Here is a 14366-nt window from a genome sequence, read left to right as displayed (position 1 = left end):
ACTTCACCTGTCTTCATCCTTTCTTCAGCCTTTCAATGTTTGTTAATTCGTCGACGGTGATGCGGAATGCATAAGCATACTTTTCAAGTTGACGCTGGCTTAATCGTTTAAAAAAGTAGGGCTTGCAGTGCAGACGCACCATCAATCCAATAGTCCCCACATAGCTGGCGACCATTGAATAGTTCATGATGTTCTTTCTGATAAAAAACAGCAATGGGCTTGCTTTTCCCTCTATGACGAGATCAAGAGCATCTTTCACGTCGTCATTAACCACATCCCATGCTTGTTGCATGGCAACGGTTTCCGGCTCCCAGCCAATGCTGTTCACTTTTACGTAGTGCCCGTTCTTGTCAGTGGCGTAATAAAGTTTCGCCAGCTTGCCTTCGTTAAGGTTCTCCTTGTCCTGAGGGACCTGTTCCTGGTTCATAGGGTAAAATATTTATCCAACCGGGAGGCACAGGCCTCGACCGTGAATTAAACTACCGTTAATAATACGTAGCCGTAGTTAAAGCGTGCGCTCTCCGGAATCATCATCAACAGCTTGTCACCTACTTTCAGTCGGCCCGAGTGGAAAAGTTCTTCCAACATTAAATATGGCGAAGCTGCGCCCACATTTCCAACCCAGGAAAGATTTGTAAACCATCGCGACTGGGGAACGTCCATGCCAAGATCCGCGAGACCTTTCTCAATTCTTGAAGCGAAATACTGCGACGACAAGTGAGGGAGGAAGTACGTGATTGTGCTGAGGTCGAGGTTTTTCTCTTTGATAATGTCCCTAAGCAGTTCGCCGCCCTTTTTTACAATATTCTCACCGAGCAGTTTGGTGTCCTGCTTGATAGCAAATACAGATTGAGCCGCCCATTGAGGTTGGTCCATATCGTTCCAGCCGGTAAAGTTGCCGTCTTTGTCGAAGACAGCACCAGCGTACATACAAGGGGGAAGCTGATTGGCAAATGAGCGCTGTTCAAGCCAATCGATTCTCAAAGAGATGCCGTTTTCATTAGGCTTTGATTCGAGTAAGGCTGCACTCGCTCCATCGGAAAGCATAAACCGCAGAAAATCTTTCTCAAATGCAATGATGCCGTCGCCTTCCAATTGCTTTACTTTCTCTGCTTCTTCTTTAAAGAATCTCGCGAGCATCTGTCTTGAGAAGCGTTCTGATCCGGCACAAACAGCGTTGTCGGCTGCACCTGCCAGAACAGAAAGGTATCCAAACTTTAAGGCCTGTATACCGGCACTACACGCGCCCGTAGCTGAGTTTATTTCAACTTCATGAGCACCCAGGGCACCATGAACCATCGCGGCATGTGCAGGAAGCAATTGGTCTGGCGACGTGGTGCCACATGAAAGGACATCGACGTCACTCATCTTGAACTTTTCATCGAACAGCTTTTCAATTGCTAGTTTTGTCAATTGAGCATTCGTGTGCGTAGTGTTTCCGGCACGATCGAGTGCGTAAAAGCGTTTCTTGATCTGATTATTTCTGAGGATAAGCGGTTTCGCCTTGGACGACTGATTATTAATCAGTCCAAGGATGTTCTCCATCTCCTCATTAGCAACAGGTTCATTAGGTAAAAAACTGGCCAGTCTCGTAATATAAACACTCCTGTTCATCCTCTTCCTCCGTTTTTTGGGCTATTTCAGTGAGTTTAAAGTTTCAAAGCCCGAAAGTACTTTTTTCCCGAAACAATTAAAACTATTTAGCTGTGCGTGCCTCCGTGAAGCCGCTCTGCAGTTGTAAGATTTTCAACGACTTCTAATGTTTAACAAGTGCGGAACGCTTAACGCAACGACGTTTGTCTGTAATAGGAAACCTCGTCACTCAGCTGTCTCCGGTTTGTCATCAACATAATCTTAGAAAGAGTCCAAAGCAAAGGCGACAGTACGAAGATCGCTGGCAGTAACACCCAAAGAAATGTGTATACCCGGATCTTTCTTCCCGTTGAATGTAGGCTCCCTCCGGAGGCGATAAATCGCGACCACACGGAGAATCCCTTCTGGCCCCGTTTCTCGAGCAACACTAAACTAGGTTTCACTTCGATAGCACCCTGACGCAGGAGGTCGTTCTGAAGATTCGAATATTCATTGCGTTCAAGTGCCTGTGTAATTGTCACCCCAAATTTTCCTGCTTCACGAATGTCAGCCTCTGAAACACCGGCAGGAGGGAAAAAAAGAAATGCCCCCTTCTTACCTGTAAGAAGCCATCGCAAAATTGTTATTAAGCTTATCAGATTACCTGATCGATCCACCAATGCTATATGCCCTCGTAAGTGTGCTTTCGCATCAATCAATCTCCTCTTTACCTTTTCCTGAGCACCAAGCCACATATTTCGGCAACCAAGTATGGTAACAACATTTTTGTTGCTAAGAATTCTTTTGCCTTCGTCGCTCTGTAAGAAAGATCCAATCGGTCTCGATGGAGAAAGAAACCAGGGCTGATAGCCCAACACAATCAAGTCGTATGGCTCAAAGGCTGCAGGCGTTAATGGTTTTAAATCAAGTGGTTTCTGCTGGAAAGTTTCCGGGAACGCGTTGAAGAAGGTGTATGCACTCCAGGGAAACGGATACTTTTCCAAAGGTTGAATCACTTCGAATTTTACATCATGACCTGCGGCAACAAGGGGAGCTGCCAGGGATTGAAGTATGGACAACTGTTGACCCGACTGTGAATAGTAGAGCATGAGGACGCGTTTCTTCATGGGGTAATTTTAGAGTGCAAAATTAACTGAAAATTGAGAACTGAAATTTCCATTAGCCGGGCAGTATGATTACTCACGACTGTTCAGCTTTTGCGGACTAAGACCTGTAACGTAGACCGCGACGACTGTTCCAGCAATACGCCTGGAAGTTTTCTGAACTTCTCAAATGTTTGAGTGTCGTAGTTCTTAACGGTAATCAAGGTCAGCCCCATGTTGTAGTAAACTTCAAAAGAGGGCTGTAATCTTGCGATGAGCCTGGTTAGTTTGCTCTCGCGAAAATCGATGCAGAAAGAAAATGAAATGGCAGAATTCTGCATGACATTGATTCGGATATCCAGGTCCATCAGCGTGGCAAATATTTCCCGAAGCTGATCCTCAGAAATGAAGGTGTAGTCTGTGACCTTACAAGAGATCAGACATTGATTCTCTTTCCATACTATTAAGGGAGGCAGTCGCTCGACAACGCATTCATGGATTTTCGTCCCTGGCAACGATGGATCCTCAAAGTTCTTTACGAACAATGGAATGAGTTTGTTTGCCAGCGGCTTAATAGTCTTGGGATGTATAACTGATGCCCCGTAATAGGTCATCTCTGCCGCCTCTTTGTATGGTAGCTCTTCGAAGATAATAGGATTGGGGTATTTTCGGGGATCAGCATTCATCACTCCCGCTACATCCTTCCAGATGGTGAGTGATTCTGCGCCTAATGAGGACGTGAAAATGGCAGCAGTATAATCTGAGCCTTCGCGCCCCAATGTCGTTGTGAGGCCGCCAGGGGTGCGCCCGATGAATCCCTGTGTGATGATCACATTAGATTCCATTTTGGCGCGCAGCGTCGCGATCTTGCTGCTTGTCTTTTTCCAGTCAACTTTACCTTCCCGGAAAGTACTGTCAGTCGCTACATAGTCTCGTGCGTCTATCCATTCCGTGGCAGCGTGCCGGCTTTTGAGATAATGGAATACAATGATTGAAGACAGGATCTCTCCATAGCAAACCACCTGGTCATAAATCTGATCTGTATCTCCGGCCTTTCCCAGTTCCCCAACCATTTTGTCGATCGAGCGGGATATTTCCTGAATGACCTCGTTTGGGTCTGGAAACAAACTTACAACGGTGTCGGTATGGTACTTTACAAGTGACTCAAGCGTCCCTGAATAATCCTGCTTTGTAGCGGCAAGGTGGCAGATGCGTTCAAGCATATCGGTCGTTTTTCCCATTGCGGACACGACCACAAGCAGTTGCTTCGGTGCAGCCAGCACAATTGAGACCACATTCCGGATGCCTTCCGGACTCTTTAGGGATGCACCACCGAACTTGAATACTCTCATTCCCGCCTGCGCAGTAATTACTTCTCTGATTGTTTCTTTGAGGTCTTTGTGCCCTCTTTCTTTTCTGCCTTAGGTTTCTTTTCCGCCTTGACTTCTTTTTCTTCTTCAGCAATCGCTACTTCTGGTTCAGCTTCAGTTGACTTCACGGCTTCTTCTTTCTTTTCTTCAAAAATGGCAGGTACGTACTTTAACAGGACTGCATACCAGCGAACGAGCTTCTTGATGTCGCTTACATAGACACGGGTCTCGTCATATTCTGGCAATACAGACTTGATGAACGCCTTCAGTTCTGAAGGATCAGCATTCGCATCAACGCCTGTATCCGCTCCGTATTCGCTATGGATCTTCCTGAGGATCGCCTCCAGTGGCACAGTGCCTTCCTTGGTTGTTGTATAGATCGAAATTTCGTGCAGCAGCGATAAACGATGGCTGGTAGTCGCTACCAGCTTGGTCTTTTGTTCATCGAGTGATTCGAGAATAACACCCGACTTTGTAGGCGATACAATCCTGAATAGTCCGCCCTTTCCCGATACTGTTGCAATTTCTGATAATGTCATGATCACGTTTCTTTAGAAGGGGGCAAAGCTAAAAAATTGAGATTGAAAACTCTATTTATTTCCTGCGTCCGGCCCGTTGCTGTCCTTCATTGCGCCATCCATAAATTCAAGCAATTCATCACGGCCAAAGGCCTTTTCTGAGCTTGTAAGAAACAGTGGAGGCAGTTCTTCCCACCGTGTCAGCAACGCCTTCTTATACTGGGCAAGGTTCTTTTGAAGTTCATTGGCTTTGAGCTTATCAACCTTTGTGAAAACGAGTGCCACGGGAATCTCCTTACTACCTGCCCATTCAATGAACGTCAGGTCGATGTTTTGTGGAGGCAGGCGTGAATCGAGCAGAATGAAGAGACAATACAGGTTTTCGCGTTTCATCACATAGTCCTCGATCATCTTCCCAAACCCTTGCCGGGTGCTCTTGCTGACGTTGGCATAACCGTACCCGGGCAGATCGACCAGGTACCAGGTTTCATTGATGAGGAAGTGATTGATAGTTTGGGTTTTACCTGGCGTTACGGAGGTCTTTGCGAGTTTCCGCACGTTGGTCAGCATATTAATGAGTGAGGACTTGCCAACATTAGAGCGCCCTATGAAAGCGAACTCGGCTTTATCTGGCGCAGGGCACTTCGCCACGTCTGAAAAACTGGAAATGAACGTAGCGGATGTGACCTTCATGGTTAAAGTAAAGATTGAAGCCTAAAATACTAAGTTTGTAAAACGCCGACCCCTTATGTAATCGTTTTTATGCCGCAATTATCGGCTATTTTCATTTTTTGTGGCTAAATTAGAGGATATTTTACCGTACCTTTACCGCTAAAACTTATTTTTCGACAAATGTCCAGTATCCGTAGTGTACTGATTTTTTTAACTCTCTTTTTAGCCGTCTTAACCCCCTCGTTCAGCCAGCAAGATCCAAAGGAAACCGCCAGGCAGTACATGGAACAGGCAGAGCTTATCATGAGCGAAACCAAGGCGATGGATGATGCCCGAGAACTGATGACCACGGCGGCCAATCTGGATACGACGTACATCAAAGCCAATTTTGAGGCCGGACAGATGCATCTTCGAACGGTGGGAAAAGACAGGGCCGTAACTTACCTGTTACGCGTATACCGTCAGGATCCTGCCTATCGGTTCGACCTTGAATACTGGATCGGTCGAAGCTATCAATATGGCGAAAACTTCGAGAAGGCCCTGCAGTTCTATACGCTTTACAAAGAGAAGCTGGCCAAGAAAGCAAGCTATCAGGGTAGGGACAAGATCGATCTGGCTACCGTAGACCGCGCCATCTTTGAGTGCGAGAACGGTAAGGAGTTCGTATCTCATCCAGGCAATTATTCGATCGTCAATATTGGCCGCGAGATCAACTCGGAATTTGAAGATTACGCCCCGGTGTTGAACGAGGCGGAAGACGAGATCGTATTTACAACTCGTCGCCGTGAGGACAACCTGAACCAAAACGTGTTCGACGATAACAAGCCATACGAGGATATTTTCACAGCAAAGAAAAAGGCCGGTGCCTGGAGTTATGCCAAGAACATTGGCCCTGTTGTAAACAATCCATATCACGATTCAAACGTAGCGTTGTCAGCCGACGGTAACACCCTGTTCCTTTTCAAAGATGAAGGGGGTGGTGATATCTTTTATTGTATCCGTGAAACGGGAGGTGAATTTGGTGCACCCATGCCTATGCCCGGTATCATCAACTCAAGTTTTGAAGAGAAGTCGGTGTCTCTTTCACCCGACGAAAAGACTTTATATTTCTCCAGTAACAGACCTGGAGGCTTCGGTGGCCTTGACATCTACCGTGCCACTAAAGACTCCAAAGGTGAATGGACGAACGTACGCAACCTGGGGCCTAAGATAAATACCGAAATGGACGACGACGGTCCATTCATCGACTACGATGGTGTAACCCTCTACTTCAGTAGCAAGGGGCGTAAGGGAATGGGCGGATTCGATGTGTTCAAGACAACATTCGATCCTAAGACCAATGAATTCAGCGAACCTGTAAACCTTGGTTATCCAATAAACACGCCTGACGATGACATTTACATCGTGTTTTCGAAGGACGGTAAGCGCGCTTATTATTCTTCGGTTCGGGAGGATGGCATCGGATACACAGATATCTATATGATCACCATTCCGGAAGGTATTAAGAACGTTGATCCGACTACTGGCCCTGCCGTTGTGGCGAAGCCCGACAGTACAGCGTCTACCCCGGTAGTTGTAGTGCCGGTCGACGTAACTCCGACCGATCCTAATCCAAACGTGAACACTCCGGAAGTAACGCCGAAGAAACCTACGAAGGATCCTGAGCCGAAGAAGAGTATACAGCCTTTGAAGTATGTGGTGAAGGTTGTCGACTCAGAGAATCAGGCCCCTTTGGATGCCAAGGTTAAATTAAGTGGTGCCAAGGATAATGTCGTTGTGGCTGTAACACAACAGGAGCCTGGCGTCTATGTTTTCAGCGTAACGAGCAACAAACCCAAAGACTACCGACTGTCAGTCGAGGTCCCGGGATATGCCTTCATCAACCAGGTGTACCGCATCGAGGCGGCAACAACAGACGAAAAGACTGTCAACAGAACTGTGACGATGCGCAAGCTCACGCCTGGTGTTGTTTCAATTCTGCGCAATCTGTACTTCGATTTCGATAAGGCTACGTTCAAAACAGAATCTTATACAGAACTCAACAAGCTCGAAAACATGATGGCACAGAATCCCACGATGTCAATCGAGATTGCAGGCCACACCGATGCAGTTGGAACGAAGGAGTATAATCAGAACCTTTCTGTTCGTCGTGCAACGGCTGTAAAGAACTTCCTGGTGAAGAAGGGCATTGATCAGCGCCGCGTTAAAGCAGTGGGTTACGGTAAAAGCCGACCATTGGCCAGCAATGATGATGAGCAGGATGGTCGTGAACTAAACCGAAGGGTAGAATTTAAAGTGCTCCAGCGATAGCAACGTAGGACGGGTTTGCGTTGGCGATTGAAGGATTTTCAACAACTTTGCACCGCAAACCGAAGACGATGGCAGTTGTTCCTTATCAGCAGGAGAGTGGCTCAAAAAAAGAGCAGGTGGCGCGGATGTTCAACAACATCAGTGGGCGTTACGATTTTCTGAATCATTTCTTAAGCCTGGGCATTGACCGCGGGTGGCGTCGCAAGGCCATCAATATTTTGAGTCCCCTCAAGCCTCAGTTTATTTTGGATGTGGCTACCGGAACAGGCGACTTTGCCGTCCAGGCCACCTCACTTAAACCGCAAAAAGTTGTTGGCGTGGATATTTCAGAGGGCATGTTGGACGTTGGTAAGAAGAAAATCGATGCCAAAGGCTTGAACAATGTGGTGTCTTTGCAGTACGGTGATTCCGAAAGTTTACCGTTCGGCGACAATTCATTCGATGCCATAACTGTAGGATTCGGCGTGCGCAACTTTGAAGACCTGCGACAAGGCCTGAGCGAAATGTATCGGGTGCTGAAGCCAGGAGGAAAAGCGGTGATACTGGAGTTCTCGCGACCGAAGTCGTTTCCGTTCAAGCAGGTATATAACTTTTACTTTAGTTTCATTCTACCAAGAATTGGCAAGATGGTTTCGAAGGATGATTCGGCTTACACTTACCTACCAAAGTCGGTCGAAGCGTTTCCGGATGGCGAAGACTTTCTTCGCATCTTGCAGGATGTTGGATTTAAACAGAACCAATGCAGGTCTCTTACATTTGGAGTAAGTTCCATTTATATCGGTACAAAGTAGTAGTCGCCTCTTTGCTGTTGGCATTGTGCTGCCTCGCCCAGGTTTCTACGGTGCAGGCTCAGCAGAAGCGGTGGGTGCAAAGGAACAATCCGAACTATGATAGCAAGAAGCTTACCTATGGCTTCCTCATTGCCTTGCATAGTTCGACTTTTAAAACGAAGTACTCCGACGCATTTGTAACACAACAATTCGATACTGTATACTCGGTAAATCCCATGTGGACGTCGGGATTTACATTGGGATTCATCGTTAATCATCGGGTGACCGACTATCTTGATGTTCGCCTTACGCCACAGGTTGCATTTTATGAGAACAAAGTTCGTTACCTGTACACTAACGAAACCTTTAAGGATGCAACAGTTGAAAGCACAATCGTCGAATTCCCAGTATTGTTAAAATACAAATCGGAGCGTCGTGGTAATATCCGCATGTATATGGTTGGGGGACTGAAGCCTGCAATACAGGCTTCTGGCAAGAAGCAACAGGCTAAGGAGGAACTGGAAATTAAGTCGGCAAATCTGAGCATCGAAGCGGGGTTTGGTTTCGATCTATACTATCCGTTGTTCAAGTTTTCACCTGAAGTACGATTTTCGCACGGCATGCTCGACATGTTAGGAAACCGTACCAACTCATATGGCCAGCCGCTCAGTCGTGTGAGTACGAACATGGTTACAGTCTATTTCTTATTTCAGTAGGCAAAGAGGTTGTGTGTCTGATAAGAGTTCTGTACTCTTGCCATGCTAGTCTGTCGAAGCGTCGGTGACGAACTTTTGTATGCAAAGGTGTTCGGGCCGGGGAACAAGCAATCAATCCATGCGGAACGGTTAATTTCACGATAGATTAGACATCGTTCTACAAAGCACATCAAACATCTCACGTAACAGATATGGCAAAGCGAACAGCGTTCATCACCGGAGCAACATCGGGTATTGGCGAAGCAACGGCACGGTTACTGGCAAAGTCAGAGTTCAGGCTGATTATCTGCGGTCGTCGCGACGATCGTCTCAAAGCATTAGCCGACGAACTGTCAAAGCAAACAGAAGTAACAACGCTTTCATTTGATGTGCGCAATCAGCCAGAGGTTGCCTCTGCCATTTCATCCTTGCCAGCTCAATGGAAAGATATTGACGTTCTGATCAACAATGCAGGTAACGCCCATGGCATGGATCCTATTCAGAAAGGCAGTCTGACAGATTGGGATGCAATGATTGATATTAATGTGAAGGGACTGCTGTACGTATCAAAAGAAATCATTCCTGGTATGACCGAGCGTAAGCGGGGACACATTATTAATCTCGGATCGATAGCGGGCAAGGAAGTATACCCCAATGGTAATGTCTATTGCGCGAGCAAGTATGCAGTTGATGCGCTGACCCAGGGCATGCGGCTAGACCTTAACGCCTTTGGTATAAAGGTCACATCGATCAATCCCGGCCTGGTCGACACAGAGTTTTCATCGGTACGCTTCAAAGGCGATACGGCCCGCGCGGCAAATGTTTATAAGGGAATGACTCCCTTGAAAGGCGAAGACATCGCGGACATAATTCTTTATACACTCCAGGTGCCTGCTCACGTAGTGCTTGCAGACATCACCGTATTCCCAACGGCACAGGCCAGCGCTGCAGTTGTGAAGCGTGATTGACGGGCGGAACCGTCATTGGCGAACATTGGAGTGTGCTTCAACGACAAAACCGTGCTGGTTTGGTCACTGACCTGGTATTACCATTGCCTGCGCAGGTTTAATTTTATCATAGTCTACCACGCCATTGGCTTCAGCCCATTTGAAATAATCACCGGAAAGCTCGTTGACAATTTCAGGACGTTGCTGCGCAAGATCTTTAGTTTCTCCTCGATCGTTGCCAAGATCATACAACTCCCAATGATAGGACGGATATGTCGACACAAGTTTCCAGTTGCCTTTGTGAACTGCGCGATTACCGGCTCTCTCCCAGAAGATTCCTTCTGGGCGATGGACTTCCTCTGCTGTACCCGTTATGACAGGTATCAGACTCTTGCCTGGAAGACTGTTTGATTTATGACCTTTGTAGGTCGTCGGGTACTGCGCGCCTGCAACTTCATAAAACGTAGGAGCAAGGTCAATCAGGTGACCAGTACCCTTAACCAATTTTCCTGTGGCAGCATGTCCGGGCCACCAGGCAATAAACGGAGAACTGAAACCACCTTCGTGCATATTGTTTTTGTATTGACGTAGTGGTGTGTTCGACACGTAGGCCCAGGGTTGTTCCTGATAGTCATAAGACCCTGCAGTACCAATCGGTCCAGTGTTTCGCGTTGGCTTTCTTTGGTTATTGGAGAACCCACCTTGCGCACCGTTGTCGGAGATAAAGACGATAAGCGTGTTCTTGTCCTTTTGCAAGTCTTTGAGCTTGCTTAGCAGCCTTCCAATGTTTTGATCAACCCTGTCCAGCATCGCTGCGTAAACTTCCATTTTGGCTTTCCACAACTGCTTCTGGTCGTAGGTTAGATTGTTCCATAGAGGCACATCTTTGTCACGCGCGGCAATTGACTGACCTGGAGCCAATATGCCAAGCTCCCTTTGTCGTTTAAGCCGTTCATTACGTAAGGAGTCCCAGCCGATATCATAACGTCCGCGATATTTTGCAATGTCCTCTGCACGGGCTTGTAAGGGCCAGTGTGGGGCATTGAATGCGAGATATAAAAAGAATGGTTTAGCTGTCTTGTTTTGTTCGTCCAGAAAGCCGAGTGCATTGTCGGTGATTTTATCTGTTAAGTACTCACCAGGATTAAGTTTTTCCTTCTTATTGTTCCTGATCAATACAACAGGATCTGCCTTGCCGTATTCACCAATGTCAAAGTAGTTGCTGGCACCTGGAATGAATCCATAGAACTGTTCGAATCCACGCTGATTGGGCCATGAAAGGCTGTCCTTGCCAAGGTGTGACTTACCAGACATGAGTGTTGAGTAACCGTTTTGCTGCAGTACCTCCGCTACGGTCAATGATTCCCGATTCAAAAAGCCCTGATAGGGAGGAAGTCCAAGGTTAACATCAAAGTAACCCATGCCCGCCTTGTGCGGATATTGACCCGTGATTAATGATGCTCTTGTTGGAGCGCAGATGGAATTGTTATAGAACTCTCTGAATCGCGTTCCTTCACTGGCGAGTTTGTCGAGGTTAGGCGTGCTGATTTCGGACCCATAAGCACCGATATCAGAGTAGCCCATATCATCTACCATAATGAGGATGATATTCGGTTTGGTCGCTGTGCGTTTCTGACCAGCAACCGGCAGCGATATAAAGGCACCGATAAACAATGCCAATAAAAGGACGTGACGAAAAGAGAGCATAAAGTTAGGTATGCGTTTTAATGGGATGTGTTGACGTCGTTAAGTGAGATCTGTTTTTGGAATTCCTACAAAAGATACAGTGAACCCTTGTGCGAAATAAATAAATATCTACCACTTCCATAGACTTTAACAGTTTTATTCTACCTTTGAATCAACCGACCACCAATTTCGGTAACTCTTTATTTGTTTAATTCTAAACACAACAGAATATGGTGCGTCGTGTCGTCTTTGCTTTTGCCATCGCGCTTTTGGCCCTTACATCATTTGCTCAATCGGCTAAGCCGTCGCTCACTTTAGATGAGTTCAAACAAAAATTACAAAGCGCTAAGGATCCGCAGATCCTCGACGTGCGATCACCTGAAGAATTTGCGGAGAACCACTTAAAAGGTGCAGTCAACTTTTATGTTCCCGACGATGAAAGCCTTGCCCAGTCCATTGGAAATATCAGCACGGACAAACCAGTTTTTCTGTATTCGATTAACAATGGCAGAAGCACAACAGTCTCCGCCAAACTCTTAGCTGCAGGATTTAAGGAAGTATACGCATTGCCTGGTGGATTAGCGCACTGGATTGGTAACGGTAACCCAATAGAAACCAAAGCTGGCTCAGGACTAACTGTTGCAGAATTCGAAAAATTGATACCCTCGCAGGAAGTTGTACTGGTCGAAGTTGGATCAAAGCATTGCGGGGGATGCAAAAAGCTGGCTCCGGTTGTAGAAGCTATCTCTCACGAACAGGGTGTAAAAGTCATTAATATTGAATTGTACGACAACAGGCAGCTCGCCAAGGAACTCAATATTGAGTCGGTGCCTACATTGATTCTTTACAAGGGAAAGAATGCTGTATGGAGAAAATCCGGCGCCATGACTAAGAATGAAATAGTGGATGCGCTCGACAACTCCCTGTGAGCTGTGCGTCCTCAAACCTTCGGTAATCTATTAAGTTCTAATCGTAAATAAAGTTATTACATTAACGTCCTGGACCCATCCAGGATGCCGAGTTATTCCTATCGCACGATAAAGTCGCCTTCTCAGGGATCATTCAAGGAAAAGGGAAGTCGCTTTCTTTCCTTTGCCTATCCGGTTGACACTGATGGTGCCATACAAATACATCTTGATCAAATCAGGCGCGAGTATTTTGATGCCAGGCATCACTGTTATGCCTGGATGCTTGGCCCCGAAAAGAAACAATTCAAAGCGGTGGACGATGGTGAGCCAGGCCATTCTGCTGGCGATCCCATTCTTGGTCAAATCCGCTCGCATGATCTCACGCAAATTCTCATTGTTGTAGTCCGATACTTTGGCGGCATCAAGCTTGGTGTCGGAGGACTGATTAAGGCGTATCGCGAGGCCGCCGCAGACGCAATCAGGAATGCTTCAATTATTGAAGAAGAAGTAGTTGTAAATGGAACACTCACTTATCCATTTGATAAAACGTCTGACGTGATGCGGATGATAAAGGACTTTCAGGTGCAGTTGATTGAGCAGTCCTACAATACCAATTGTGTTCTAACGATCGGAGTGCCTCTCCGGAACCAACTTCTTTTGCTTGACCGTATTAGTCAGCTGAACATCCCCAAACACTGCGTCGAATTCGTGAAGCACTAATTAATCCCGGATTCCTTCAACATATTTAATGTGGAATGGGCACCTAGCTCAGTCCTGACGTTAGTTGACACGATGACCGTTGACGGCTTGTCTTTGTGTACATGGTACGCATTGAAAATTTCCCTATTTTGGGGAGACAAAAACTTATGAACATGATCAACAGAAGGAATTTCATCAGGAATACAGGCATGCTGACCTTTGGGGCCGGGCTGCTTTCTCAAACGTCATTTGCGACTGCCTCGCCCGCAGGCGCTGCTGCCTTATCCCGTCCGATAGGTCTGCAACTATTCACGTTGATGGGAATCATTGACAAGGATGTCGATGGAACGTTAAAGAAGCTCTCTGAATTAGGATATACTGAACTGGAGTCTGCCTTTAGCATGAAGGGTGGCTTTTACGGCCTTGGTGCAAAGGAATTTGCGGCGAAGGCGGGCAGTTTTGGAATGAACTGGCGGGCACACCATGTCCTTGGTGCACCTTTCAAACTCCCTGCAGGTGCAAAGATGCCTACAGGCGCTGATGGTAAGCCAATAACTATTCCTCCAATGAAAAATCTGAAGGAGAACATGCAGGAGATCGTCGACAGCGTATCCGGTGGAGGAATTAAGTACCTGGTATGCGCAAGTATACCGATAGGAACTACTGATGAAATTAGTTCATCAATTGAAACGCTTAACAAAACTTATGAGAGCTGTAAGAAGGCCGGCCTTGGCCTTTTATATCATAACCATGATGCCGAGTTCAAAGCGGTCGATGGCAAAGTTCCCTATGCCAGGTTCTTCACAGAACTCAATCCCGGGATTAAGTTTGAGTTGGACCTGGCCTGGGTTACCAAAGCAGGCCTTGATCCCGTATCTCTATTCAAGCTCTACCCGGGAAGATTCCCGACCTGGCACGTTAAAGATATCGACGCAGAGTTTAAGACGCTGCTGCCTGTTGGAAAAGGTGTTGTAGACTTTAAACGTCTCTTTGCTAATGCCGACATTGCTGGTCTCGAATACCCATTTGTAGAACACGATCAACCGGCCGATGCGTTTGCCAGCTTGTCTACCAGCATTGCTTATCTGAAACAAATTCTCGCGTAAGTCAAAAGCA

Annotated in this window: 14 protein-coding genes; 7 read left to right on the top strand and 7 right to left on the bottom strand. The window is 46.7% G+C overall.

The window, feature by feature from the left end; all coding sequences use genetic code 11:
• Positions 1-13 precede the first annotated feature (13 nt).
• The 6 genes from WBG78_RS19745 to yihA all read right to left on the bottom strand — a co-directional run bounded on the left by WBG78_RS19745 (position 14) and on the right by yihA (position 5256).
• On the bottom strand, positions 14-427 hold the full coding sequence (locus tag WBG78_RS19745; RefSeq protein WP_337328201.1) for a hypothetical protein: 414 nt from the start codon (positions 425-427) through the stop codon (positions 14-16).
• 47 nt (positions 428-474) lie between these two features.
• Positions 475-1614 (bottom strand): beta-ketoacyl-ACP synthase III, encoded by a 1140-nt coding sequence (locus WBG78_RS19740; RefSeq protein ID WP_337328200.1) that lies wholly within the window; start codon positions 1612-1614, stop codon positions 475-477.
• Between the two features lie 167 nt (positions 1615-1781).
• Complete coding sequence (locus WBG78_RS19735) at positions 1782-2699, bottom strand: dialkylrecorsinol condensing enzyme DarA (RefSeq protein WP_337328199.1); 918 nt, start codon at positions 2697-2699, stop codon at positions 1782-1784.
• An 83-nt stretch (positions 2700-2782) separates the two neighbouring features.
• Positions 2783-4027 (bottom strand): aspartate kinase, encoded by a 1245-nt coding sequence (locus WBG78_RS19730; RefSeq protein ID WP_337328198.1) that lies wholly within the window; start codon positions 4025-4027, stop codon positions 2783-2785.
• A 17-nt stretch (positions 4028-4044) separates the two neighbouring features.
• Entirely contained in the window at positions 4045-4584 is a 540-nt protein-coding gene (locus WBG78_RS19725; RefSeq protein WP_337328197.1) for a DUF5606 family protein, read from the bottom strand.
• A gap of 51 nt (positions 4585-4635) precedes the next feature.
• Positions 4636-5256 carry a ribosome biogenesis GTP-binding protein YihA/YsxC gene (gene yihA / locus WBG78_RS19720; RefSeq protein WP_337328196.1) on the bottom strand — a complete coding sequence of 207 codons (621 nt, stop codon included), beginning with the start codon at positions 5254-5256 and terminating at the stop codon, positions 4636-4638.
• Between the two features lie 261 nt (positions 5257-5517).
• Between yihA and WBG78_RS19715 the strand changes: the two genes are divergently transcribed.
• The 4 genes from WBG78_RS19715 (at position 5518) to WBG78_RS19700 (ending at position 9978) form a co-directional block, all read left to right on the top strand.
• Positions 5518-7545, top strand: coding sequence for an OmpA family protein (locus tag WBG78_RS19715; protein WP_337328195.1), 2028 nt, complete (start codon positions 5518-5520; stop codon positions 7543-7545).
• Positions 7546-7613: 68 nt separating this feature from the next.
• Positions 7614-8336, top strand: coding sequence for a bifunctional demethylmenaquinone methyltransferase/2-methoxy-6-polyprenyl-1,4-benzoquinol methylase UbiE (ubiE, locus tag WBG78_RS19710; RefSeq protein ID WP_337328194.1), 723 nt, complete (start codon positions 7614-7616; stop codon positions 8334-8336).
• Positions 8285-9031 carry a type IX secretion/gliding motility protein PorT/SprT gene (gene porT, locus WBG78_RS19705; RefSeq protein WP_337328193.1) on the top strand — a complete coding sequence of 249 codons (747 nt, stop codon included), beginning with the start codon at positions 8285-8287 and terminating at the stop codon, positions 9029-9031. The genes ubiE and porT overlap by 52 nt, the downstream gene beginning before the upstream one ends.
• A gap of 191 nt (positions 9032-9222) precedes the next feature.
• Positions 9223-9978 (top strand): SDR family NAD(P)-dependent oxidoreductase, encoded by a 756-nt coding sequence (locus tag WBG78_RS19700; protein WP_337328192.1) that lies wholly within the window; start codon positions 9223-9225, stop codon positions 9976-9978.
• Between the two features lie 63 nt (positions 9979-10041).
• On the opposite strand, the gene WBG78_RS19695 is transcribed toward WBG78_RS19700, so the two are convergent.
• A complete protein-coding gene (locus WBG78_RS19695; RefSeq protein WP_337328191.1) occupies positions 10042-11664 on the bottom strand; it encodes an arylsulfatase in 1623 nt (540 codons plus the stop codon).
• Between the two features lie 209 nt (positions 11665-11873).
• Between WBG78_RS19695 and WBG78_RS19690 the strand changes: the two genes are divergently transcribed.
• The 3 genes from WBG78_RS19690 to WBG78_RS19680 all read left to right on the top strand — a co-directional run bounded on the left by WBG78_RS19690 (position 11874) and on the right by WBG78_RS19680 (position 14356).
• Positions 11874-12572 (top strand): thioredoxin domain-containing protein, encoded by a 699-nt coding sequence (locus tag WBG78_RS19690; RefSeq protein ID WP_337328190.1) that lies wholly within the window; start codon positions 11874-11876, stop codon positions 12570-12572.
• 84 nt (positions 12573-12656) lie between these two features.
• On the top strand, positions 12657-13271 hold the full coding sequence (locus WBG78_RS19685) for an IMPACT family protein (protein WP_337328189.1): 615 nt from the start codon (positions 12657-12659) through the stop codon (positions 13269-13271).
• A gap of 152 nt (positions 13272-13423) precedes the next feature.
• Entirely contained in the window at positions 13424-14356 is a 933-nt protein-coding gene (locus WBG78_RS19680; protein WP_337328188.1) for a sugar phosphate isomerase/epimerase family protein, read from the top strand.
• Positions 14357-14366 lie beyond the last annotated feature (10 nt).

This window comes from Chryseolinea sp. T2 (assembly GCF_037203685.1).
Taxonomy (GTDB): Bacteria; Bacteroidota; Bacteroidia; order Cytophagales; family Cyclobacteriaceae; genus Chryseolinea.
The sequence above is the reverse complement of the archived record's forward strand: the minus strand, read 5'-3'. Positions and strand labels throughout refer to the sequence as shown.